Source organism: Microbacterium murale, from assembly GCF_030815955.1.
Lineage (GTDB): Bacteria > Actinomycetota > Actinomycetes > Actinomycetales > Microbacteriaceae > Microbacterium > Microbacterium murale_A.
In genome coordinates this window covers 2,722,690-2,747,931 of the sequence record NZ_JAUSXK010000001.1, presented here as the reverse complement: position 1 = coordinate 2,747,931, position 25,242 = coordinate 2,722,690, and the positions used below count along the sequence as shown (strand labels likewise).

16 protein-coding genes, 3 tRNA genes and 1 pseudogene are annotated in these 25,242 nt (G+C 64.7%); 3 read left to right on the top strand and 17 right to left on the bottom strand.

The features are described from left to right. Positions 1-265: 265 nt before the first annotated feature. Positions 266-1,777, top strand: coding sequence for an extracellular solute-binding protein (locus tag QFZ46_RS13420; RefSeq protein ID WP_307362297.1), 1,512 nt, complete (start codon positions 266-268; stop codon positions 1,775-1,777). 230 nt (positions 1,778-2,007) lie between these two features. Here the strand turns inward: QFZ46_RS13420 and QFZ46_RS13415 are convergent. From QFZ46_RS13415 to QFZ46_RS13375, 9 genes are all read right to left on the bottom strand, one after another. Then, positions 2,008-2,081: transfer RNA gene (locus QFZ46_RS13415), tRNA-Met, on the bottom strand. A 34-nt stretch (positions 2,082-2,115) separates the two neighbouring features. Continuing rightward, a tRNA-Thr gene (locus QFZ46_RS13410) sits at positions 2,116-2,187 on the bottom strand. Positions 2,188-2,253: 66 nt separating this feature from the next. Beyond that, a complete protein-coding gene (locus QFZ46_RS13405) occupies positions 2,254-3,339 on the bottom strand; it encodes a peptidoglycan DD-metalloendopeptidase family protein (RefSeq protein ID WP_307362294.1) in 1,086 nt (361 codons plus the stop codon). Between the two features lie 190 nt (positions 3,340-3,529). After that, on the bottom strand, positions 3,530-4,324 hold the full coding sequence (locus tag QFZ46_RS13400; protein ID WP_307362290.1) for an inositol monophosphatase family protein: 795 nt from the start codon (positions 4,322-4,324) through the stop codon (positions 3,530-3,532). Next, the gene (locus QFZ46_RS13395; RefSeq protein WP_307362287.1) at positions 4,321-5,535 is read right to left on the bottom strand and encodes a hypothetical protein; all 1,215 of its coding nucleotides are present in this window, start codon (positions 5,533-5,535) and stop codon (positions 4,321-4,323) included. The genes QFZ46_RS13400 and QFZ46_RS13395 overlap by 4 nt, the downstream gene beginning before the upstream one ends. 95 nt (positions 5,536-5,630) lie before the next feature. After that, complete coding sequence (locus QFZ46_RS13390) at positions 5,631-6,428, bottom strand: enoyl-CoA hydratase/isomerase family protein (protein WP_307362286.1); 798 nt, start codon at positions 6,426-6,428, stop codon at positions 5,631-5,633. A 49-nt stretch (positions 6,429-6,477) separates the two neighbouring features. Continuing rightward, the gene (locus QFZ46_RS13385; protein ID WP_307362284.1) at positions 6,478-6,972 is read right to left on the bottom strand and encodes an FBP domain-containing protein; all 495 of its coding nucleotides are present in this window, start codon (positions 6,970-6,972) and stop codon (positions 6,478-6,480) included. 25 nt (positions 6,973-6,997) lie between these two features. Beyond that, a complete protein-coding gene (locus QFZ46_RS13380; RefSeq protein WP_307362282.1) occupies positions 6,998-7,870 on the bottom strand; it encodes a bile acid:sodium symporter family protein in 873 nt (290 codons plus the stop codon). Between the two features lie 61 nt (positions 7,871-7,931). Beyond that, positions 7,932-8,531: a hypothetical protein gene (locus tag QFZ46_RS13375; protein ID WP_307362280.1), complete on the bottom strand. Its 600-nt coding sequence runs from the start codon at positions 8,529-8,531 to the stop codon at positions 7,932-7,934. Positions 8,532-8,676: 145 nt separating this feature from the next. Between QFZ46_RS13375 and QFZ46_RS13370 the strand changes: the two genes are divergently transcribed. Continuing rightward, positions 8,677-9,450 (top strand): hypothetical protein, encoded by a 774-nt coding sequence (locus QFZ46_RS13370; RefSeq protein ID WP_307362278.1) that lies wholly within the window; start codon positions 8,677-8,679, stop codon positions 9,448-9,450. Positions 9,451-9,564: 114 nt separating this feature from the next. Here the strand turns inward: QFZ46_RS13370 and QFZ46_RS13365 are convergent. The 8 genes and pseudogenes from QFZ46_RS13365 to QFZ46_RS13330 all read right to left on the bottom strand — a co-directional run bounded on the left by QFZ46_RS13365 (position 9,565) and on the right by QFZ46_RS13330 (position 23,803). Next, a tRNA-Tyr gene (locus QFZ46_RS13365) sits at positions 9,565-9,646 on the bottom strand. An 87-nt stretch (positions 9,647-9,733) separates the two neighbouring features. Next, positions 9,734-10,654: a PfkB family carbohydrate kinase gene (locus QFZ46_RS13360; RefSeq protein WP_307362276.1), complete on the bottom strand. Its 921-nt coding sequence runs from the start codon at positions 10,652-10,654 to the stop codon at positions 9,734-9,736. Between the two features lie 120 nt (positions 10,655-10,774). Continuing rightward, positions 10,775-14,650: a DNA-directed RNA polymerase subunit beta' gene (gene rpoC / locus QFZ46_RS13355; protein WP_307362274.1), complete on the bottom strand. Its 3,876-nt coding sequence runs from the start codon at positions 14,648-14,650 to the stop codon at positions 10,775-10,777. Positions 14,651-14,691: 41 nt separating this feature from the next. After that, positions 14,692-18,186, bottom strand: coding sequence for a DNA-directed RNA polymerase subunit beta (gene rpoB / locus QFZ46_RS13350; protein ID WP_307362273.1), 3,495 nt, complete (start codon positions 18,184-18,186; stop codon positions 14,692-14,694). Positions 18,187-18,406: 220 nt separating this feature from the next. Next, positions 18,407-20,099: pseudogene (locus QFZ46_RS13345) on the bottom strand (ABC transporter ATP-binding protein). Between the two features lies 1 nt (position 20,100). Beyond that, complete coding sequence (locus QFZ46_RS13340; RefSeq protein WP_307362271.1) at positions 20,101-21,051, bottom strand: ABC transporter permease; 951 nt, start codon at positions 21,049-21,051, stop codon at positions 20,101-20,103. Continuing rightward, positions 21,048-22,052 (bottom strand): ABC transporter permease, encoded by a 1,005-nt coding sequence (locus QFZ46_RS13335; RefSeq protein WP_307362269.1) that lies wholly within the window; start codon positions 22,050-22,052, stop codon positions 21,048-21,050. The genes QFZ46_RS13340 and QFZ46_RS13335 overlap by 4 nt, the downstream gene beginning before the upstream one ends. A 77-nt stretch (positions 22,053-22,129) precedes the next feature. Continuing rightward, a complete protein-coding gene (locus QFZ46_RS13330; RefSeq protein WP_307362267.1) occupies positions 22,130-23,803 on the bottom strand; it encodes an ABC transporter substrate-binding protein in 1,674 nt (557 codons plus the stop codon). Positions 23,804-23,984: 181 nt separating this feature from the next. Here QFZ46_RS13330 and QFZ46_RS13325 point away from each other — a divergent pair, with 181 nt between their 5' ends. Next, the gene (locus QFZ46_RS13325; protein ID WP_307362265.1) at positions 23,985-25,238 is read left to right on the top strand and encodes an LCP family protein; all 1,254 of its coding nucleotides are present in this window, start codon (positions 23,985-23,987) and stop codon (positions 25,236-25,238) included. Positions 25,239-25,242 lie beyond the last annotated feature (4 nt).

The window sequence follows — 25,242 nt, the reverse complement described above, 5'->3', positions numbered from 1 at the left end:
CCTGCGACTTCCGATCAAGAGCAGACGGATGCGGGTTCGGCTCGAGTCTCTACCCGTTCAGGATCACTCCCTGCAACGTTCCCACCCTCAATCAGGAGGCAAGACATTGTCCAGACATCACATATCCGACACGATGCGATACAGCCGTCGCTCAGTCGCAGGCATCGCCGCAGTAGGGGTGTTGGCCGCCGCACTGGTCGGCTGTTCGCCAAGTGAAGAAGACGACCAGAAGGTCATCACCATCTTCGGCGAGCAGGGTGGCCAGATGGATCTCAACACCAACTCGTTCACCCTCCTCATGGAGGAGAAGTTCGACGTCGATATCCAGTTTGAGACAACCGGCTACGAATCGGGGGCAGCAAACGAGGCTCGCCAGGTCTCCTTGGCGGGCGGCGACCTGCCCGAGGCATACATGCTCGTCCCCTGGGCTTCGCAGTTCAACAAGGCAGAACTGCAGCGCTACGGCGATCAGGGCGTACTCCTGCCCCTGAACGACCTCATCGACGAGTATGCGCCGAATATCGCTGATGCCCTCGCCGCTGAGCCCGGTTTCGAGACGCTCGCCACAGCGCCCGACGGCAAAATCTGGGGTCTTCCGCAGTGGAATGACTGCTACCACTGCTCGTACCCGTACAAGTTCTGGATCAACACAGAGTGGCTGACCACGCTCGGACTCGATGCGCCGACAACGCCTGACGAGTTCTTCGACGTCATGATGGCCTTCAAGACGGGCGACCCCAACGGCAATGGTGTTGCGGATGAGATCCCGATCACCGGCAGTGCCCAGTGGTCGGTCGTGCCGTACATCATGAACGCGTTCATCTCCAACTCCTTCAACACCGGAGCCGGCGCGAACGGGCAGCCCGTCTCGCTGGGGCTCGACGGCGACACCGTGCAGATGCAGCCGATGCAGGACGGATGGCGGGAGGGCCTGAAATTCCTCAACAAGCTTTGGGAGGCAGGGCTCATCGACCCCGCGGCATTCTCGCAGGGCGACGACACCATGCAGGGCTTGGGCAACAACGCCGAAGCGGTGATCCTCGGCGGTGCCACAGCCATCCATTCCGGAATCTTCGTGAGCGTCGGGCAGGAAGACGGTCGCGACAATCAGTACTTCCCGATTCCGCCGCTCGAAGGCCCAGCGGGGCCGCACGCGACGTATCAGCTACCGAGCATCCCCGGTGCCACGTTCGTCGTCACGAAGGCCGCCGATGAGACGGAGCAGAAGGTGATCATGGAGATGATGGACTATCTCTTCACCGAGGAAGGGCACATGCGAGGCGAGTTCGGCGAAGAGGACATCGGCTGGCGAGCTGCTGACGAGGGCGAGGTCGCCCTCGACGCAGAACTCGAAGCGACCTTCTTCGACATTCTGGTGGATGAGGAGAACGAAGCCGACTACAACGGCAGCTGGGGTCCGATGGCCCAGGTGTTCGAGACGACGGAATTCCGAAACGCGCAGGTGGCGCCACTCGACATCAACACGCAGCCGGGCTATGAGCGTCGACTCTTCGAAGCGACCAAGCTCTACGAAGGAAAAGACTCCGACGCGATCTTCCCGTACTGGGACCTTTGGGTCCCCGTCGAAGAAGGCAACGAACTGTCCACGCTGACAGCCAACATCGAGAGCAACGTGGCGACTTCGACCGCCGAGTTCGTCACCGGAGTGCGTGACCCGAACAGCGACGGCGATTGGAATGGGTACCTGGACGGCCTCCAGGGCCTCGGCATCGACCGCTACCTCGAGATATGGCAGGCCGCATACGACGCGAGCTGACCGCGAGCAACGATCGGGGGGCGAGGTGCATGCTTCGCCCCCCGATTCTCTGGTTGCGCTGGCTGCTGCTGATCGGACTCGTGCTGGTACCTTCCCCCGTTCAGCGCGTCGGGCGTTCAGCTTCTTGGGCGCCATGGCCGATGACGGACCAGCGGCCCCGTCCTCGCCGCTATCCCTGCGAGCACTCCAGATACGCAAAAACCCCCGGATTTCCCGGGGGTTTTCATCTGTAGCAGGAGCGGGGCTTGAACCCGCGACCTCACGATTATGAGTCGTGCGCTCTCACCAACTGAGCTACCCTGCCGCATGGCATCCAACTCGCGAAAGCGAATGCTGCGAGCCCCGAGTCAGGATTGAACTGACGACCCCTTCCTTACCATGGAAGTGCTCTACCACTGAGCTATCGGGGCATTGTCACCCGCGAGGGCAACCACACGAGAATACCATTTCTTCGGCGTTCTCAAAAACTGAGGCGGTCAGTAAGACTTGCGTCCTGCGTTCGCCTGCAGCCACGGAAGCGGATCGATCGTCGAGTCGTTGACGATGAGCTCGAAGTGCATGTGCGCACCGTATGAGCGACCGGTGTTCCCGACCAGCCCGATGATGTCCCCGACCTTGACCGTCTCACCCGCGGCGACCCGCAGAGAGCCGTACTGCATGTGCGAATAGTGGCTCGTGATGAGCGCGCCATCGATGACATGATCGATGTACACGGTGACTCCGTAATTGCCGCCGGACTCCGTCGCGATGCGCACCGTTCCGTCGGCTATCGCCTGCACGGGGGCCCCAGCACCGGGCACGAGGTCGATACCCTCATGCAGGCGCCCGTCGCGCATGCCGTATCCGTAACTCATGCCCACACCGACGATGAACGGCCACTGGATGGCAGCACTCGGGTCGTTCGTGTAGACGGTGTTCGAATAGGCGATGCCCTGCTCCGCAGCGAGGTCGACGCGCGACAGCGTCGAGTAGTCCTCGGTGCGCTGGATCGCTTCGTTGCGCACATCGGACGACGCGACATACGCCTGGATCTCATCGTCGGATACCTCGGATGCTGCGCCAGCAGTCGCTGCGACGAGAGAGGTCGTCGACTGCATCGGGATGCCCTGGGCTGCTGCGACGGCTTCGGCGGGCAGTGTCATCGACACGGCGAGCAGACCCGCGATCCCCATGATGCCCACCGTGGCGCCGGCCGCGAGGATCTTGCGACGCGAGCGGGGCTTGCGGGGTGCGACGTGCACGGCGGTCGCTTCGGCCGGAAGCACCGTCGCCGTGGGGCTGGGCGCCTGACCGGGTGCCGGCTGCTCACCTGCCAGAGCACGGAATGCACGGGATGCTGCGATGAACGCATCCTCGGCGGACTCGGCATTCTCAGCGGACGCAGTGGAGTCTTCGACGATTGGTGCCGGCGGCGTCGCGACGACAGCTTCATCGACGTTCTCAGAAGCGACGATCTTCGTCTCGCCCGTCGCTGCGCGCTGACGGTCACGAATGGCCCGCCGGGAAAGAACCGGAATGACGACCTCGACCTGAGTCGTCTCTTGAACGCCTGTCAGGGTCACGTGATCCGCTGCCTGACGTCGACTGGAACGGCGCGAGGGCGCAGGCTCAGCCATAGGTGTGTCAATGGGCAAAACGGTTCTCTCGGGATTCGTCACGCTGGGGGGCTAATGACCTTCGATGTTCGGGCAACGAAGGTAACGATCGGGTAAACACTACCGTGCTCGCGCTGAGAATGCCATGTGCGGATCCTCAAATCCCCTTGTCGAGAATGCCGGAGATCCGGGCGTGCAGCGGCGCCCCGGCCGCGATCAGCATAGGACGAGCGGATGCCGTGTCGAAGCGGGTGACCACGCCACCGGCTTCCGAAACCAGAAGCGCTCCTGCCGCGAAGTCCCACGGCTTCAGTCCTCGCTCGAAGTAGCCGTCGAGGCGACCCGCCGCAACGTAGCTCAGGTCCAGCGCCGCCGATCCGCTCCGACGCAGGTCGCGCGCAAGCGGCATGATCTGGCGCACCGTCACCAGATCTCCGTCGTGCGTTGCCGGGTCGTATCCGAATCCCGTCGCGAGCAACGCGCCCGCTGGAGTCTCGTCAGTCACAGCGAGCCGCACATCGCCGAGCCACGCACCCTCACCGCGTGCAGCAGTGAAGAGTTCTCCCATCACCGGTGCGTACACGGCTGCGGCGATCGGCCGCCAGCTGTTCGGATCAGCACCACCCTCGACTGCCGCGACGCTCACGCTGTACGCGGGCATGCCGTACGCGTAATTGACCGTGCCGTCGATCGGGTCGACCACCCAGGTCACACCGCTCGTGCCCTCGCCGCCGCCGGACTCCTCACCGAGGAACCCGTCATCGGGACGCTCGGCGTCCAGTCGCGCGCGGATCAGTGCCTCGACCTCGCGATCAGCCTCTGTGACGATGTCGGCGAGAGTCGACTTCGTGGCGGCGAGCAGGAAGCCGTCGGCCCGTCTGAGCCGTGCGAGCTCTCCCGCCTCACGCGCGATATCGGCCGCGAGTTCTTGAAGGCTCAGCACCGGGGTCACTGCGGCGGCGCAGGAGGCGGCGGCGGGAAGGCGCCCGGTGACGCTGGAGGCTGCTGCTCCGCCGGAGGCGGCGTCGTCGGGGGCAGGTCGGGAACCGGCGGAACGTCCGGCATCGGGGGCACGTTCAGAACAGATGTGTCTCCGGCGATGCCGTCGGGAGCGGCGGGCGCGCCTGCGGGCGGGACCGGCAGGCCATCCGGACCGATCGGAGCGTCAGGAGACGAGACGAAGGCCGGCTGTGTGGGCGACGGCGCGTACGGCTGCGGGGTTGCCGCGGGGCCGGTTTCAAACGTCTGGGATGCCGCCTGCTGTGCGTGGCCGTCTGGCTGCGCCGGGTACTGATTCGGATCCTGGTACTGGCCGAAGTACTGGTTCGGTTCGGGGAACTGGCTCTGCTGAGCGGTCGGGTATCCGGTGTAGTAGGCGTTCCAGTCCGGCGAGCCGTCCTGCAGCACAGGGAGCGGGGTCGCACCGTCGGCATACGTCGGCCACTGCTGCTGTGCCGGCTGCTGAACCGGTGCCGCGATGGCAGGAGCAGAAGCGTAGGCCTGCGGCGCATAGCCTGCCGGCACCGCCGGCGTCTTCTTCGGCGCGAAGAGCGCGTTGAGCAGCGGGATGAGCGTCGTGCCCACCGCGGCGAGAATGGCCAGGGCGACGACGATGCGCCAGTAGAGGTCGCCGTACTCGAACGTGTCCGGAAGGGTGAGGTAGATCACGAGCATCGCGACGAGCAGCACCAGAACCGCGATCGTCGTGTAGTAGATGATCGTGGTGAACGTCGTGACGTAGCGCTTCGCTGCAGGAGTGAACAGTCGCACGTGCAGCAGGGCGAGCTGCAATATGCCGACGACGAGCAGCAGTTGGAAGAAGCGTGCGATACCGCCGGCGTACTCCCCCGGCTCCTCAGGCAGCCAGATCTTGATGGCGCCGACCAGAAGCGCGACGATCCAGGTGATCATGCTGGCGAGCGCCAGCCAGTCCGGCCGCTTGGGTGCGAGTCCCGCCTCGAGGATCGCGACGCCGGCGAACCCCGCAAGCAGCAGGATCGTCAAGAACGCGCGACCGATGATGCCGTCCTGATCGCCGATCAGCACCCACACCACGCAGACGAGAGCGGCCGCGATGAGCGCACCGATGGCGATCCAGATCGCCCCTCTGATCAATAGGGAGGCGTTCGCCTTCCCCTTGGTTTCTGTGCTGACCTCTGACATGGCGTTCCCCTCTTCGGCCGAATGCTCTCATCCTGCCACGCCGCACGTCGCGAGCGCAGTGCTCGCGTGCGTCTGTGCGAAACTCGCGTCTGACCTCAGCGCGCCTTCTTCATGGATGCCGCGGCGAATGCCGCAACACGAGCCTTGGCATCCGGGGTGTCGAAGGATGCGCCGATGGAACGCGCTTCTTCTTCAAGCTGCTCGACGAACGAGCGCTCCGGGCGCGAGCGCACCAGGCGCTTCGCCTGCCCGTAGGCGCCGGCTGCGCCGGCAAGCCAGAATCCTGCGATCTCCTCTGCCCGCTCGCGCACACGGTCGGCCTCGTCCGCAGCATCCACGCCGCTCACGACCTCGGCGACCAGCCCCCATTCCTTCGCCTCCTCGGCGGTGAGGAGGCGATCCTGCAGCACCAACTGCAGCGCACGCCGCTGACCGACGGCTGCGGAGAGCTGTGCAGACACCGACAGGTCGGGAGTGAGACCGATGTTCGCGTAGAGGCTGCCGATCTTGGATCGCGCACCGACGACGGCGTAGTCAGAGCAGAGCAGGATGCCGAGGCCACCCCCTGCCGTGGTCCCATGGGCTGCGGCGACCACGGGGATGGCCGACTCGGTGAGCGCGCGTATGCCGGCATTGATCACGCCGGCAAGATCAGCGATATCCGAGCCTGCCCCCATCGTGGTCGCCATGTCGAGCACGTCGCCGCCCGCGCAGAACGCAGGACCCGATGCATCCAGAAGGATCGCCTTGACGTCGTCCCGCGAGGTGGCCTCGGTCGTGACATCGCGCCACGCTCGAGCGAGGTCGGCGTTGAACGCGTTGAGCCGCGTGGGACGATTCAGCGTCAGTCGCGCCAATCCCCCATCGACCGAGAACAGTATGGGATCGCTCATGGCATCTCCTTCGAAGCACGGGATGGAACAGTCGCGCCCAGCGTATCCGTCAGCTCTGACCGTCCAGAACTCTGTTGGCGAAACCCTCCATACGCCGCCGGGTGCCGTCGAGACGGGTGTCGATCTGACCCGGGACGCGGATCTCGTTCGGCGCGAGCGGGTGCGCGAGGCGCACGTTCTCATGACACGAGAGGTCGGCGCAGATGTATGTTCCGACGCTGTCGCCTCGACGTCCGGCATCCCCCGCCCGGCGCGCGGAGAACAGGGCGACCTGGCCTCCGGGCTGCATCGTGTGACATATGTTGCACATGCCAGTGCGGCTGCGACCCGGATCGGTCGATTGCAGCACGACGCCGATCAGACGCCCGTCGGTCTCGACGAGCACACAGCCGAGTTTACTGGATGCCGGATCACGCCAAGCGAGGAAATCATGGAAGTCCCAGTCAACGAGCAGGAAGTCGTGCGGCATCTCGATGAGCCGCAGCTCCTCCGGTGAAGCGTTGACGAACGACGCGCGGACATCGGATTCGGTGAGCGCTCGCATCGCTCCAGTCTAGGAAGTCCCAGCGCTATGAGGCCATCGCGGCCTGCGGTTCACGCCCCCGGATGAGGAAACCGAACCCGAAGGCGACGAAGAACATCAGCACACCGTAGACAGCGGCCGGCAGGCTGAGCTCGGTCGATCCCAGCACGCTCTGCGCGATGACGATCGCCAGCGTCGCGTTGTGGATGCCGATCTCGAACGAGGTCGCGATGGACTCCCTCTTGCCGATCTTCAGCATCCGCGGCACCCAGAACCCGATGGAGAGACTGATGAGGCAGAACAGGATCGTGATCAGGGCGAGCTGTGCGAAGTTCGCCGCAAGGAGCGCCCAGTTGGATGCCACCGCTCCCGCGATCACGACGATGAGAATCACGACGCTGGCGATGCGCACCGGTTTGTCCATGGCTTCGGCGAACTTCGGCCAGAACCTGCGCACCAGCATCCCGAGCGCCACCGGCAGCAGCACGATCGCGAACACCTCGAGCGCCTTCGCCCACTGCAGACCCAACTGATCGTCGAACGGCTGGAAGTAGATGATCGCGAAGTTCGTGATCAGCGGGAGCGTGATCACGGCGACCACTGAGTTCACCGCTGTCAGCGAGATGTTCAACGCGATGTCGCCACGGAACAGGTGGCTGTAGAGGTTCGCCGTGGTGCCGCCGGGCGATGCGGCGAGCATCATCATTCCCACCGCGAGCACGGGTGGCAGTTGAAACAGGAGTACGAGCCCGAAGCACACCGCGGGCAGGATGAGCAGCTGGCAGGCCAGCGCCGTGAGCACGGCCTTGGGCTGTTTCAGCACGCGCGTGAAGTCGCCGATGGTGAGGCTGAGCCCGAGGCCCAGCATGATGATGCCGAGGGCAACCGGCAGTCCGATGGTGGTCAACGCTGATCCCATGGGACTCAGTATGGCGGCTATCGGTGCTCAGTGCCGCTCGATCTCGACAACGTCTTCACCTTCATTGCACAACGCTCGGGTCGAGCGCTTCCACGATGATGGGCGCTTCGGCATCCGGCATCCCGACGGCCCAGATTCGCACCTTGGATCCGATGGCGGGAATCTGCGTCTGCAGAAGCGTCTCGCCCTGGTTGTCGGGATTGCTGCGGTGCCAGCGTGCATGGACCTGCACTCCCGCGGCGTCCGTGACCATGAGCGCGAAGGATGACGCGCCGCCATTGTCGAGCAGAGAAACGGCGCGGTCTGTGACGCGGCCTTCTGTCAGCGTGGCATGCTGCCTGATCTGCGCCCATCGCTGAGTCAGAAGAGACTCCATGCGTGACAGTCGACCCGACTCCACCACTGCCACAGCACAGCCGATGATGAAGAGTGCGGGCATGAGGGTGAAGATCACGTTGAACCACCACGGCGAGTCGCTCGTCCACAGGTTGATCAGCAGGATCGCTGTGCCGATCGACGCGAGCGCGAGGAGCGCCCAGATCACCCATCGGCCGACCGCGGGCGTCCGCTTCCCGAAGCCGATCGTCTCCGGCGCTCCCGTGTCGACGTCGAACGACCTGAGCAGGTGCACGACGTGCCCGACCGGTGCCTCGAGTTCCACGATTCGCCTCCACTGCGCTCGATGTGCTTCACATCGTAGAGTGCGCAGGTTGCACGGAGGATTCGACGAGTGAGGCCCGATGTCGAAGGCCCATGTCAGACTCCTCCCGAGCCGGCAAACCTGCACGGCGTGAGGGGGGAACAACGTGGAGTGGCTGAAGACCGGTGTGGAGCTTTTCGAAACGCTGAAGAAGCGCGTCGACGGGCCGTACTTCGTCGCGTGTGCGGGTGTCGCAGCCCTCACCCTCGAGTCGATCGACTCGCACAGGCGTCCCACCGACGTCCTCATTCAGGTCGCGGACTGGTTGGGGCTCGACACTGTGGCCGCGTGGCTACGGAACGCACCTCCGATTCTTGCGGGTCAGGACGATCGAGTGTTCTGGGCCGCCACCATCGTTCTCTGTGCAGCATTCGTCGTGCAGGTGTGTCGTCCCCTGTTCCACGCGAGATTCGATGTCGACGGGGTCAATAGGGCGGCATGGCACCAGTCAGGCACGAAGCTGACCGCAACTCTCTGGGTGGTGGCGGCCATCGGCGCACAGAACGGGTCTTTCTCCCGCCTGGTCCCGTTCCTTACGGCGGTCACGTGGTGGGCGGCCGTCGTCGTCGGGATCATTCTGGGAATCGGAGTGATCGTGTACGTGTTCACGCGTCTCCTACGCCTCGACCCGGGCGTCGTGTCGCGCCCGATCTGGAAGTTCATCGCGAGAACAGTAGGAAGCCTTCTCTTCTCCGTGTTCTACGCTCTGGCCTCGCTGGCGTGGGTGTTGATGTACCCGTTGGTCGTGATTGTGCGCTGGGCCTTCTCGCTCACTCACGACGATGACAACGACAGCGCAGAACTGGAAGAGCGCGTACCGACGGGCGCGGTTCGTCTTCCTGCACACGCTCAGGCGGCTTTCGCTGCGCGACCGGCGTGATAAGTCGTGCGAACCGATCCGTGATGGCGGGCGAGGGACTCCGGTGCTCGCTCCCGCCTCGTCTGATGAACGACTGAAGGCCCCCGCTGTGCGGAGGCCTTCAGTTCTGTTCGGTGGCGAGTGAGGGATTCGAACCCCCGAATGCGATGCAGTCTGATTTACAGTCAGATCCCTTTGGCCGCTTGGGTAACTCGCCAAGTGCACACCCGTCCAGCTTGTACAGCCAACCGGGGGCGCGAGAATCAAGCATACCCGCCAGAAGCGGGTGTAAGAAATCGGCAGGTCAGCTCCCCTGAACCCCGCGTTCGCCGCCCTCGAGCGACTCGGGCGTGCGCAGCAGACCGCCTTCCGCACGGCATGTGGCAGCGGCGACATCCATGGCGCGATCGAGCAGCCTCTGCCATTCTTCCGCGGCCTTCGGACGCGCCCCGATGAGCCCCTCTGCCACCGCGGAGAGCGTGGCGTCTCCCGCCCCGACCGTGTCGACTACGGGGCCTGGTAGGTCGGCGATCGGAGCGGTGAGGATGCCGGCGTCCGCCTCGAGCACTGCGCCGTCCTTGCCTGCCGTCGCCAGTACGGCGTCGGCGCCCAATGCGCGCAGACGGGCGCGCAGCGCATCGAGATCTCCGTCATAGAGCAGCGCGGCGTCGTCCGCGCCGACCTTCACGATCGCGGCATCCGCGACAAGGCGCTCGAAGCCGCGCACGAACTCGTCGCGATCGCTGAGCATGCCGGAACGCGGGTTCGGGTCGATCGCCACCCTTACGCCCGCGAGGGCATCCGCGACAGCATCCACCTCTGCGGGCGCATCGAACGGGAAGCAGCTGATCACCGCGAGGTCGGCGTCGGCAAGCGCCGTGCGCGCCTCATCACCGTAACGGATGCTGCGTTGCTGAGCCGCCTCGTTGAAGACGTAGGTCGGCTCGCCGTTTCGATCGCGCTGCACGATCGCCCTCGACGAGCCGAGCGGAGCATGGCTGGAGATCAGAGCCACATCATGATCAGCGAGATACTCGCGAATATGGGCGCCTGCCTCGTCATCGCCGACCATCGCGATGAGCGTCGTCGGCACGCCGAGCCGGCGGAGTCCGACGGCGACGTTCAGGGCCGCGCCGCCCACCAGCTCGCGCACACCGCCGCGGTCATGGATCTCGTCGATGAGAGCGTCGCCGATCACGACGGCACTCTGAGTGTTCTGCTGCATCCTGCAATTCTGGCCTAGGACTGGCATCGGCCGACGCCGTCGACGCGCCACCGCCTGGCCCGTGTGCACGAAGAAGGCCCCAGGGCGAACCCTGGGGCCTTCTTCAGTGGATCAGAACGCTCAGTTGTAAGTACCGGGCGTCACGTCATCCGTCGAGAACGCGTCGAAGTCGACGTAACCGAAGTCGCCCTCGGCGTACGCACCGTCGGATGCGAAGATCCGGTTCGGGTAGCGCTCGCTCTTGGCTTCCTCCGTCGCCTCGACCGTGACATCGCGGTACTTCGCGAGGCCCGTTCCGGCGGGGATGAGCTTACCGATGATGACGTTCTCCTTGAGACCGACCAGCGGGTCGCGCTTGCCCTGCATGGCAGCCTCGGTGAGCACGCGAGTCGTCTCCTGGAACGACGCAGCCGACAGCCACGACTCGGTCGCAAGCGACGCCTTCGTGATACCCATCAGCTCCGAACGGCCGGATGCCGGACGCTTGCCCTCTGCGACAGCCTCGCGGTTGATCGCCTGGTAGCGCTTGAGGTCGACCATCTCACCCGGAAGCAGGGTCGTGTCGGCGTGATCGACGACGGTGACCTTGCGGAGCATCTGACGGACGATGACCTCGATGTGCTTGTCGTGGATCGGCACACCCTGCGAGCGGTAGACGCCCTGGACGCCACCGACGAGGTAACGCTGCACCTCGCGGGCACCCATGACACGCATGACCTCCTTGGGGTCCAGCGTGCCAACCAGGATCGGCTGACCGACCGTGACGTGCTGGCCGTCCTCGACGAGAAGCGTCGCACGCTTCAGCACCGGGTAGACAACCTCTTCGTCACCGTTGTCGGGCGTGAGGATGACCTTCTTCGCCTTGTCGGTCTCGTCGATCGTGATGCGGCCATCGGCCTCTGCGATCGGCGATGCGCCCTTCGGCGTACGAGCCTCGAAGAGCTCCTGCACACGGGGCAGACCCTGGGTGATGTCATCCGCCGAAGCCGAACCACCGGTGTGGAACGTACGCATCGTCAGCTGGGTACCGGGCTCACCGATCGACTGAGCGGCGATGATGCCGACAGCCTCGCCGATGTCGACGGTCTTACCCGTCGCGAGCGAACGGCCGTAGCACTGCGCGCAGACACCGACAGCAGAATCGCAGGTCAGCACCGAACGCACCTTGATGGTGTCGACGCCGAGCTCGACGAGCTTGTCGATCAGGACGTCTCCGACGTCATCTCCGGCAGAAGCGAGAACCTCGCGCTTGCTGTCGATCACGTCAGCGGCCAGCGTGCGAGCGAACACCGAGTTCTCGACGTTCGCATCGCGCACGAGCTCACCCTGCGAGTTCGGAGCGGCGATCGGGAGCTCGAGGCCCTTCGACGTGCCGCAGTCCTCTTCGCGGATGATGACGTCCTGCGAGACATCCACCAGACGACGGGTCAGGTAACCCGAGTCGGCAGTACGCAGAGCGGTGTCAGCCAGACCCTTACGAGTACCGTGCGTCGCGATGAAGTACTCCGCCACCGACAGACCCTCGCGGTACGAGGAGATGATCGGACGCGGGATGATCTCACCCTTGGGGTTGTTCACCAGACCACGCATACCCGCGATGTTGCGGATCTGCAGCCAGTTACCACGAGCACCGGAGGACACCATGCGGTTGATGGTGTTGTCCTCGGGGAAGTTCTCGCGCATCGCGACCTGAACCTCGTCGGTTGCCTCGGTCCAGATCTTGATGAGCTCCTGACGACGCTCGGCGTCGGTCGTGAGGCCCTTCTCGTACTGGGACTGAACCTTCGCAGCCAGCTTCTCGTGCTTGGCGACGATCTCCTTCTTGTTCGGCGGCGTGAGCACATCGCTCAGCGCAACCGTCACACCGGAGCGTGTTGCCCAGTAGAAGCCGGCATCCTTGATGCGGTCCAGCGTCGCCGCCGTCTCGACCTTCGGGTACTCCTCGGCCAGCTTGTTGACGATCTGCGACAGCTTGCCCTTGTCGGCAGGCTCGCGCACGAAGGGGTAGCCCTTCGGGAGCGTGGCGTTGAAGATCGCCTGACCCAGCGAAGCGTCGACGAGGCCGTGGCGCTCGTATCCCTCAGGCGCCTGTCCTTCGAGGAAGGTCAGGCCGTGGATACGGATGCGGACCTTCGCCTGCAGGTCGAGGGTGCCCTCGTCCTTGGCGAGGATCGCCTCGGAGACAGAGCCGAATGCACGGCCCTCACCGGCTGCGCCCGCCTTCACCACGGTGAGGTGGTGCAGGCCGATGATCATGTCCTGCGAAGGCAGGGTGACCGGGCGACCGTCGGACGGCTTCAGGATGTTGTTCGACGCGAGCATCAGCACGCGGGCCTCGGCCTGAGCCTCGACCGACAGCGGCAGGTGCACAGCCATCTGGTCGCCATCGAAGTCGGCGTTGAACGCCGCACACACGAGCGGGTGGAGCTGGATGGCCTTGCCCTCGACGAGCTGAGGCTCGAAGGCCTGGATGCCCAGGCGGTGCAGGGTTGGTGCACGGTTCAGCAGCACCGGACGCTCGCGGATGATCTCCTCGAGCACGTCCCAGACCTCGGGACGGGTGCGCTCGACGGCACGCTTGGCTGCCTTGATGTTCTGCGAGTGACCGAGGTCGATCAGGCGCTTGATCACGAACGGCTTGAACAGCTCGAGAGCCATCTGCTTGGGCAGACCGCACTGGTGCAGCTGCAGCTGCGGGCCGACGACGATGACCGAACGGCCCGAGTAGTCGACGCGCTTTCCGAGCAGGTTCTGGCGGAAACGACCCTGCTTGCCCTTCAGCATGTCGCTGAGGGACTTGAGGGCGCGGTTGCCGGTACCGGTGACGGGGCGACCACGGCGACCGTTGTCGAACAGTGCGTCGACGGCCTCCTGCAGCATCCGCTTCTCGTTGTTGACGATGATCTCGGGGGCACCGAGGTCGATCAGACGACGAAGACGGTTGTTGCGGTTGATCACACGACGGTAGAGGTCGTTGAGGTCGCTGGTGGCGAAGCGGCCACCGTCGAGCTGCACCATCGGGCGCAGCTCCGGCGGGATGACCGGAACGACATCGAGAACCATGGATGCCGGGCTCATGCCCGTCTCCAGGAACGAGCTGACGACCTTCAGGCGCTTGATCGCGCGGATCTTGCGCTGGCCCTTGCCCTCGGAGATCTGCAGGCGCAGGTTCTCTGCTTCGGTCTTCAGATCGAAAGCAGCCAGGCGACGCTGGATCGACTCCGCACCCATGTGGGCCTCGAAGTACTGACCGAAACGGTCCTGCAGCTCGTGGAAGACGTCGTCCTCTGGACGAAGAGCGCCGACCTGGAGCGTGCGGAAGTCTTCCCACACGCGCTCGAGCTTGGCGATCTGCTCGTCTGCACCCTTGCGGGTGAGAGTCATCTCCTTCTCGGCGGCGTCCTTGACCTTCTTCTTGGCGTCGGCCTTGGCACCCTCAGCCTCAAGAGATGCGAGCTCCTCCTCCAGCTTGGTGAGGCGCTCGGCGATCTTCGCGTCGCGACGATCCCCCAGCGTCTTCAGCTCGAGGCGGATGTTGTTCTCCTGCGTGGCCAGGTCGCGGTGACGAGCATCCTCATCGACCGAGATGACCATGTAGGCAGCGAAGTAGATGACCTTCTCGAGGTCCTTCGGAGCCATGTCCAGCAGGTATCCGAGGCGTGACGGGACGCCCTTGAAGTACCAGATGTGGGTGACGGGCGCGGCGAGCTCGATGTGACCCATGCGCTCACGACGGACGGAGCTCTTGGTGACCTCCACGCCGCAGCGCTCGCAGACGATGCCCTTGAAGCGGACGCGCTTGTACTTGCCGCAGGCGCACTCCCAGTCGCGGCTGGGTCCGAAGATCTGCTCTCCGAAGAGGCCGTCCTTCTCGGGCTTGAGCGTGCGGTAGTTGATGGTTTCCGGCTTCTTGACCTCACCGTATGACCATCCGCGGATGTCGTCAGCGGTGGCCAGGCCGATGCGAAGCTCATCGAAAGTGTTTGACTCGAGCACTAGTTCTCCTGTGTCTCAATAAGAATTCGTTATCGGCCGGATCAGATCTCGTCGATCGAGGCGGACTCGAATCGGCTGGAGATGTTGATACCGAGCTCCTCCGCTGCGCGGAATGCTTCGTCGTCGGTGTCGCGGAGGTTGACCGTCGTGCCGTCGGCCGAGAGGACCTCGACGTTCAGGCAGAGCGACTGCATCTCCTTCATGAGCACCTTGAACGACTCGGGGATGCCGGGCTCCTGGATGTTCTCGCCCTTGACGATCGCCTCGTACACCTTGACGCGGCCGAGGATGTCGTCGGACTTGATCGTGAGGAGCTCCTGGAGTGCGTAAGCCGCACCGTAGGCCTCGAGGGCCCACACTTCCATCTCACCGAAGCGCTGGCCACCGAACTGCGCCTTACCACCGAGCGGCTGCTGGGTGATCATCGAGTACGGGCCAGTGGAGCGGGCGTGGATCTTGTCGTCGACCAGGTGGTGCAGCTTCAAGATGTACATGTAGCCCACCGAGATCGGAGCCGGGAACGGCTCGCCGGAGCGGCCGTCGAACAGCTGCGTCTTACCGGTCGAGTCGATCAGGCGGTCACCGTCACGCGTCGGCAGCGTCGAGTCGAGAAGACCTGCGATCTCCTGCTCCTCTGCACCGTCGAACACCGGGGTCGCGACCTTAGTGCCGGGGGCTGCCTCGAAGGCGTCCTTCGGCAGGTTCGTCGCCCAGTCGGGGTTGCCCTCGACCTTCCAGCCCTGCTTGGCGATCCACCCGAGGTGGGTCTCCAGCACCTGACCGAAGTTCATTCGACCGGGGATGCCGAGCGGGTTCAGAACGATGTCGACCGGGGTGCCGTCCGGAAGGAACGGCATGTCCTCGATCGGCAGGATCTTGGCGATGACACCCTTGTTGCCGTGGCGGCCGGCGAGCTTGTCGCCCTCGGTGATCTTGCGCTTCTGGGCGATGTAGACCACGACGCGGCGGTTGACGCCGGAGCCGAGCTCGTCGTCGCCGTCTTCGGCGTTGAACTCCTTGACAGCGATGATCGTGCCCTGCTCACCGTGGGGAACCTTCAGCGAGGTGTCACGGACTTCGCGGCTCTTCTCGTTGAAGATCGCGCGGAGCAGACGCTCCTCGGCCGACAGCTCGGTCTCGCCCTTCGGCGTGACCTTGCCGACGAGGATGTCGCCGGGGCGGACCTCGGCGCCGATGCGGATGATGCCGCGCTCGTCGAGGTCCTTCAGCAGCTCAGGGCTGACGTTGGGGAGGTCACGGGTGATCTCCTCCTTGCCGAGCTTCGTGTCGCGGGAATCGACCTCGTACTCTTCGATGTGAATCGAGGAGAGGGTGTCGTCCTTCACGAGGTCCTGGCTGAGGATGATCGCATCCTCGAAGTTGTAGCCCTCCCAGGTCATGAACGCGACCAGCAGGTTCTTGCCGAGCGCGAGCTCACCGTTCTGAGTGGCGGGGCCATCAGCGATGACCTCGTTGACCTCGACACGCTCACCGGCCGAGACGAGCACCTTCTGGTTGTAAGAGGTGCCCTGGTTGGAGCGGTCGAACTTGCGGAGGTAGTACTCCTTGGTGCCACCCTCATCGAGCTGGAGCACGACGCGGTCTGCGGAGACCTCGGTGACCACACCTGCCTTCTCGGCGCTGATGACGTCGCCGGCGTCGATGGCTGCGTAGCCCTCCATACCGGTTCCGACGAGCGGCGAGTCGCTGCGCAGCAGCGGCACAGCCTGACGCTGCATGTTGGCGCCCATGAGCGCGCGCTGAGCGTCATCGTGCTCGAGGAACGGCACGAGCGAGGTCGCGACCGACACCATCTGGCGCGGCGAGACGTCCATGTAGCCGATCTCCGTCGGCGCGAACAGGTCGACCTCGCCGCCGGGGCGGCGGGCCAGGACGCGCTCTTCGCGGAAGCGACCGTCGGCCTTGAGGGGCGCGTTGGCCTGAGCGACGATGAAGTCGTTCTCCTCGGAGGCAGTCAGGTAGTCGATGTCATCCGTGACCTGACCGTCGACGACGCGACGGTACGGGGTCTCGATGAAACCGAAGGAGTTGATGCGCGCGAACGTGGCGAGCGAGCCGATCAGACCGATGTTCGGGCCTTCAGGGGTCTCGATCGGGCACATGCGGCCGTAGTGCGACGGGTGGACGTCACGAACTTCGACGCCTGCGCGGTCACGGGACAGACCACCGGGGCCCAGAGCCGAGAGGCGACGCTTGTGGGTCAGACCCGCGAGCGGGTTGTTCTGGTCCATGAACTGCGACAACTGCGACGTTCCGAAGAACTCCTTGATCGCGGCGACGACGGGGCGCACGTTGATCAGGGTCTGCGGCGTGATCGCTTCGATGTCCTGCGTGGTCATACGCTCACGGACGACGCGCTCCATACGGCTCAGGCCCGTGCGGACCTGGTTCTGGATGAGCTCGCCGACGGCACGGATGCGACGGTTGCCGAAGTTGTCGATGTCATCGGTCGACATCCGGATCTCGGTCTTCTTGCCGGCGCGGAGACCCTCGAAGGTCTCGTCGCCCCGGTGCAGACGCACGAGGTACTTGATGGTTCCGACGATGTCCTCGACGGTCAGCACCGACGAGTCCAGCGGCTGGTTCAGGCCCAGCTTCTGGTTGATCTTGTAGCGGCCGACCTTCGCGAGGTCGTACCGCTTCGAGTTGAAGTAGAAGTTGTCCAGCAGCGCGCGGGCAGCCTCAGCGGCGACCTGCTCGCCCGGACGGAGCTTGCGGTAGATGTCGCGCAGCGCGTCTTCCTTGGTGAGGATCGTGTCCTTCGCCAGGGTCTCCTCGATGGAGGGGTACCCGGCGAACTCGACGAGGATCTCCTCGCTGGTCATGCCCAGCGCCTTGAGGAACACCGTGACGGACTGCTTGCGCTTGCGGTCGATGCGCACGCCGACCTGGTCGCGCTTGTCGATCTCGAACTCGAGCCATGCACCACGGCTCGGGATGACGCGAGCGGAGACGATGTCCTTGTCGGAGGTCTTGTCGGGGGTCTTGTCGAAGTAGACACCCGGCGAGCGCACCAGCTGCGACACGACGACACGCTCGGTGCCGTTGATGATGAAGGTTCCGCGGCTGGTCTGCAGCGGGAAGTCACCCATGAAGACGGTCTGAGTCTTGATCTCACCGGTCTGGTGGTTCATGAACTCGGCCTCGACGTAGAGCGGAGCGGCGTAGGTCTTGCCGCGCTCCTTGCACTCGTCGATCGAGTACTTCTCAGGCTCGAGGTACGGGTTGGTGAAGCTCAGCTGCATCGTCTCGCTGAGATCTTCGATCGGAGAGATCTCCTCGAAGATCTCCTCCAGACCGCTGAACTCGTTGAGATCCTTGCGACCGGCCTTCTTGCCCTCTGCGACTCGAGCCTTCCAGGCGTCGTTGCCGACGAGCCAGTCGAAGGACTCCGTCTGCAGCGCGAGAAGGTCAGGGACCGTCAGCGTGTCGGAGATCTTGGCGAACGAAAGACGGGAAGCTCCGCGTCCGTTCTTGTTGGTGGTGGATGTGGATGCGTTGCGAGCAGCAGCCAAGGGAATAACCTCCGTGAGCCCCGCAGGGCTTCTCGATTCCTTTGTCGTCAGGTGGAGTGCGCACTCGTATGCTCAACATCTGCCGACCACCATATGAGGGCAGGGAGAACCGAGGCGCAAAGAACAACTATACGTCCGATTTCACGACATGGCAAGTGGAGTCCTTGACCAATTCCGGATGCTGCGGTAAAAGGCCCCGGACGCGCCCTGTTCGGTCCGGTCAGGCGATGTTGAGTTCGTTGCCGGGGATCGACGCCAGCAGGCGGCGCGTGTACGGATCGCGAGGGTTGGTGAAGATCTCCTCCGACGTCGCCGCCTCCACGAGAGACCCGTCCTTCATCACGCAGACGTAGTCGCTGATCAACCGCACGACGGCGAGGTCGTGCGAGATGAACAGATAACTGAGCCCGTACTCGCGCTGCAAGTCGCCGAGCAGACGCAGGATCTGGTCCTGCACCAACACGTCCAGCGCCGAGACCGGCTCGTCGCACACGATCAGGTCAGGAGAGAGCGCCAGCGCCCTGGCGATCGCGACTCGTTGCCGTTGGCCGCCCGACAACTCGGACGGGTACCGCCGCAGCATCGACTGCGGCAACGCGACATCGTCCAGCAGCTGCCGCACCCGCTTCCGCCGATCGGAACCGCTCCCCCGCTTGTAGAACTCCAGCGGCTCGGCGATCAGCCTCTCGATCGTGAACATCGGGTTCAGGCTCGAGTACGGATCCTGGAAGATCGGCTGCACCCGCTGACGGAAGTCACGAGTCTCGGCGCGGCTGAGAGTGGAGACATCCTTTCCCTCGAACTTGATCAGTCCGCTGGTCGGATCGATCACCTTGAGCAGCATCCGTGCCGTGGTGGTCTTCCCTGAACCGGACTCCCCCACGATCGCGACGGTCTCGCCGCGCGGGATCACGAGCGACACATCGTTCACCGCGATGAAGTCCTCACTTCGGCCCCGCACCGGGTAGACCTTCGTGAGGTTCTCGATCTCGACGATATTGTCCGTGGGTGCGGCGTCGTCCACACTGGGAGCCTCCTTCGAGGCGGTGAACGCCTCAGGTCGCAGGCGGGCGATCGCAACCGACGGGGCGGCCTTCACCAGTGACTGCGTGTACGGATGCTGCGGATCTTCGAGGATCTGCTTCGCATCGCCCTGCTCCACGACCTTGCCGCGATGCATCACGATGACGCGCTCTGCACGCTCTGCGGCGAGACCGAGATCGTGGGTGATCAGCAGCACCGCCGTGCCCGAGCTCGCGGGTCATCGTCCCGATCTGGTCGAGGATCGTCTGCTGCACTGTGACGTCCAGCGCACTGGTCGGCTCATCCGCGATCAGCAGTCGCGGTTTGCACGCGAGCCCGATCGCGATCAACGCACGCTGACGCATACCGCCGGAGAACTCGTGCGGATATTGCTTGGCGCGTTTCGCCGCGTCGGGCAGTCCCGCGGCTTCGAGCGCCTCGACCACCTTCGCCGAGACGTTCTGCCTGTTCGCGAGGCCGTGCGCGAGCAGGGTCTCGGCGACCTGAGTGCCGACCTTGGCGACCGGGTTGAGGTTCGACATCGGGTCCTGCGGCACGAGGCCGATATGGCGTCCGCGGATCGTGCGCATCTCGTGCTCGGGGGCCTTCGATATCTCCCGACCGTCGAGGCGGATGCTGCCGGCGGCGATGCGTCCGCCGCCGGCGAGGAGGCCGATGATGGCCATCGCCGTCGTGGACTTCCCTGAACCGGACTCCCCCACGATCGCGACGGTCTCGCCCTCGGAGATCTCGAGGTCCACGCCCTCGACGGCGTGCACGACGCCATCGGTGGTGTTGAAGTCGACCGCGAGGCGTTCGACCGACAGCAGCGGAGTGCTCATGCCCTGTTCCTCAGATCTCTGTTCCTTGGTCTTGTCAGCGGGGGTCATGTCAGCGCGCCCTCGTCCTCGGGTCCATGGATTCTCGCAACGCCTCACCGAACAACGTGAAGCCGAGTGCGGTGACGGCGATGCAGATGCCGGGGAAGAATGCCAACCAAGGCGCGATCGCCAGCTCGCTCTGCGCGTAGGTCAGCATCCGCCCCCATTCTGCGGTCTCGGGGCGTCCGCCGCCGAGGCCGAGGAAGGAGAGCGCTGCCGCGTCGATCACGGCGGTGGCCAGCGTCAACGTTCCCTGCACGATGACCGGCCCGATCGCGTTCGGCAGCACATGCGACATCGTGATGCGCCCCCGGCCGAGGCCGAGCGTCTGCGCCGAGAGCACGTAGTCGCTCGAGCGCTGCTGCAGCATCGACGCCCGGAGCAGACGAGCGAAGATCGGCACCTGTGACGCACCGATCGCGATCATCACCGCGTACGGAGTCTGGCCGAGGATCGCTGCGATCGAGACCGCGAGCAGCAGGTTCGGCACCGACAGGATGATGTCGACGACGCGCATGATGACCGTGTCGACCCAGCCGCCGAACGTACCGGCGACGAGACCGAGGATCATGCCGCCGACCAGACCCATCGCCGTGGAGATGACACCGACCAGGAGAGACGCCTGGGCGCCCCAGATGAGCTTGGAGAGCACATCCCCGCCGAAGCGGTCGAGCCCGAGGGGGAACTCCGGGAGTTCACCGGGACCAGGAATGTGCGTCGGCGTGATGAACTTCGCCCCGGGCAGCGCTGTCTCGGGGTACGGCGCGAGGATCGGAGCGAACGCCGCGACGAGCAGGAACAGCAGCACGATCACCGCGCCTATCCACGCGGTCGGGCTGTGGCGCAGGCGCCGGAAGACGTCCTGCCAGAAGCCGCCGCCGGAATCCTTCAGTTCAGTCTGGGCGAGCGAGACCGTGTCGATGATCTCGCCACCCTGCGCGGGGGGAAGCGGAATGCTCATTGGACCCTCACTCTCGGGTCGATCAGGCTGTAGGACACGTCCACCGCGAGGTTGATCAGCGCATACGCGATCGCGATGAAGATGATGAAGCCCTGCAGCACGGGGAAGTCACGTGTGAAGATCGCCCTCGCCAGGAACGATCCGATACCGGGATAGGCGAACACGGTCTCGGTCAGCACCGCACCCGAGATCAGCAGACCGGTCTGAAGGCCGATCGTCGTGATCACGGGGAGCATGGAGTTGCGCAGGATGAATCTGCTGCGCAAGGTCGCTTTGGCGACGCCCTTCGCGCGGCCGGTGCGCACATAGTCCGCGTTCTGCACCTCGAGGACGCTCGCCCTCGTGATGCGCACGATGATCGCAAGCGGGATCGTGCCGAGCGCGAGCGCAGGAAGGATCAGATGCAGGATCGCATCCCACGACGCGTCGAACTCTCCCGTGATGATGCCGTCCCACACGTAGAAGCCGGTCGGGTGGGTGGCATCTATTCGCGGGCTCTGCCTGCCGTCGGCCGGGAGCCAGCCGAGCTGCACGGCGAAGATGTACTTCAGGATGAACGCCAGGAAGAACACCGGAATCGTGATGCCGACGAGGCTCAGCACGACGGCGGCGTGATCACTGAACTTGCCGTGCCGGCGCGCGGCCCAGTAGCCGAGCGGCACGCCGACGCCGATCGCGAAGATGAGTGCGGCGATCGACAGCTCGATGGTGGCGGGAAAGCGCCGGAAGAACTCTTCCAGCACCGGTCGATTCGTCTGGATAGACGTGCCGAAGTCGCCCTGGAGCAACCGGCCGATCCAGATGAAGTACTGCTCGATGAGGGGCTTGTCGAATCCGTAGAGTTTGTTGACCCGTTCGATCGCGTCCGGGGTGGCCTTCTCTCCGAGAAGAGCCACGGCAGGCCCGCCCGGAAGAGCTCTGACCCAGGCGAAGAGCAGAATGCTCAGACCGAAGAGAGTGGGGATGAGGAACAGCAGTCGCCTGCCGATGGTGCGCAGCAAGTAGTACTCCCAGCTTTTCAGGTGCGGACCGTCACCCCTCTGACCTTTCGATCAGAGGGGTGACGCCGCGTGAACCCTTACTTGGTGAGGACGATGTCCGTGAAGACCTCGTCGTTCACCGGGCTGGCAGGGTAGCTCTCGACCCGGGAGTCGAAGGCCAGGGTGGGAGCCGGGTGCGCGAGCGGGACGCCGGGGATGAACTCGGCGACCATCTCGTTGATGTCCTGATACAGACCGGTCTGCTCATCGAGGTCGGCGACCCCACGCGCCTCGGTCAGAGCTGCGAATAGCTCGGGGTTGTCGAAGCCCCACTCCGAGCTCTGCGCACCGAAGAACACGCCGACGAAGTTGTCGGTGTCGTTGTAGTCGCCGGTCCAGCCGAGCAGGTGGATGCCGTGGTCGGCGGTGCCGGTGGTGCGGTCGAGGTACTCGACCCACTCCTCCGAGACCGGAGTCGTCTCCACGCCCGCCTCAGCGAGCTGCGAGGAGAGCACCGTGAAGATCTGCTCGGGGTCCGGCATGTAGGGGCGCGAGACGTTGACCGGGTAGTTGAAGGTCAGCTTCAGCGGGTTGGCCTCGTCGTAGCCGGCCTCCGCCAGGAGCGTCTTCGCCTTGTCGACGTCGTACTCGTAGGTCGTGACGTCGTCGTTGTAGCCGTTGACGACCTCGGGGATGAACTGCGTCGCCTTCTGCGTGCCCTCGGGCAGCACCTGGCTGATCAATGCATCCTTATCGATCGCATATGACAGCGCCTCGCGTACCTTCGGGTCCTGAAGCTCAGGGATCTGCTGGTTGAACGCGAGGTAGAGGATCGTGAACGGAGGACGCGACACCATGGTGAAGCCGTCTTCTTCGAGAGCTGCCGTGTCGGCGGGGCCGACCAGGTCGTAGCCGTCGATATCGCCCGCCTCGAGAGACTGGCGACGTGCGGTCGGGTCGTCGATCGTGCGGAAGATGATCTCCTCGATCTGACCCTTCTCGCCCCAGTAGTCGGGGTAGGACTTCAGCGTGACCTGCTCGCCGGGTGCCCACTCGTCGAACTGGAACGGACCGGTGCCGACCGGATGTCCCATGGCGTACTCGGACAGAGCAGGTGCCTCCGCGGAGCCGCCGACCTCGTCGGCGGAGAACTCCTGCATGGCTGCGGGGCTCTGCATGGCGAATGCCGGCAGCGAGAGCGCCGGGATGAATCCGGCGAACGGCTTGTTCAGCTCGATCGTGACGGTGTTGTCGCCGTCGGGCGTGCAGGACTTGTAGACCGCGTCAGCCGGGTTGTCGGCATAGCCGTGGAACAGCTTGTTGTAGTAGTAGCCGAACGCCTCGGAGGCGGCGAGGCCGGTCCAGTTGTACCAGCGGTCGAAGTTGACGCAGACGGCCTCCGCGTTGAACGGGGTGCCGTCGTGGAACGTGACGCCCTCCTTCAACGTGAAGGTGTACGACAGGTTGTCCTCGGACGGCTCCCACGATTCGGCGAGCAGCGGCGCGGGGTCTGCCGTGCCGGGTTCGGTGCCGACGAGGCCCTCGAAGATCTGGCGCGAGACGCGGAAGGTCTCGCCGTCCTGAGCGAACGCCGGGTCGAGGCTGGCCGGGTCGGAGGACGCCGCGAAGACGAACGTGCTGTCGACGTCGCCTTCTGCATCTCCTGAGTCGTCGCCGCGATCGCTGGCGACGCAGCCCGCGAGCAGCATCGCTGCGATCGCGGTGCCGGTGACGGCGATGAGACCTCGCCGACGCATGGATGTGTGGTGCATGCTGTGTACCTTCCCTGTTGGGGCGCTTCATTGCGCGTGCCGGGGCGTCATCGCTCCGCTACACGGTGATGCAATGACGTTACCCAGCACGCTCCTGGAATCCAAACGCATCCGTGTTGCGATCCGGTATCAGCTACGTAACGGCTCCGTGTTAGCGTCGGGCAGGATCGGAGGACAACGAATGAAGAAGCTGCCCGACGCGCTCCGCCGCTCGACCGTCGCTCGGCATGCGACGCTGCCGTCGCCGACACGCACATCGACGGGACTGAAGCTGCTGGGCGCCGCACTCGGCGCTGTGCTGGTCGCCGCGATCGGCGTAGGCACATTCGTCGTCGTCGACCTCGCGACGCGCGCGACAGCAGATTCCGTCGCGCTCGAGGGCGCGCCGGACATCGCCCCGCCTGCGCTCGGCGAGTACCCCGGCGCCTTCGATGTCCTCGTGCTCGGCACCGACGAGTGCGGTCCGATATCGCAGCAGTGGCTCGGCGAGCGATGCGAGGACAGCGATGCGGGCATCCTGAACGACGCGAATCTGCTGGTGCACGTGTCGGAGAACCCACGAAAGGTGACGGTCGTGTCATTCCCTCGCGACCTGATGGTCGAGGTGCCCGAGTGCACGCGCGAGGACGGATCCGAAGCATCCGCGCAGGGAACGCAATCACTCAACAGCGTGTACGCCCACGCCGGATTGTCCTGCGTGGCGCAGACCATCACCGAGCTCACGGGAGTACCCATCGGCTTCGCAGCCAAACTCAGCTTCGACGGCGTGATCCAGATGACCGATGCGATCGGCGGCGTCGAGGTGTGCATCGCAGAACCCGGGATCAGCGACACCGAGACGGGGATCGACTGGCCGGCAGGCACCCGCAATGTGCAGGGCCTCGAGGCGCTGCAGTTCCTGCGCACGCGTCACGGTGTGGGCGATGGGAGCGACCTCGCGCGCATCTCGAACCAGCAGCAGTACATGTCACGCCTCGCGAAGAAGATCCTCAGCGATGAAGTTCTCAGCGACCCGTCGAAGGTGCTGCGCCTGGCGAACACCGTGGCGGACAACATCGTGCCCAGCGACACGCTCTCCAACCCGCTGACTCTGGGCCAACTCGCCCTCGCTGTGAAGGATGTGCCCTTCAACGACTTCGTGTTCGTGCAGTATCCGAGCTACACCGATCCGGATGACCCGAACAAGGTCATTCCCAATTACGACTCCGCTGCGGCGCTATGGGATGCACTCGCCGCGAACCAGTCTCTGGAGCTCACCGGCGGGGCGAGCCCCAACGGAGGCGTCGAGGAGATCATCCCCCCGACAGAGCCCGCACCCGAAGACACCGCAGCCCCCGAGGACACTCCGGTACCCGAAGAGCGGGCGACGCTGCCACCCGAGCTCTCTGGCACGAACGTCGGGCAGGACACCTGTTCAGCCGGCAACCTGAACTGAGCGT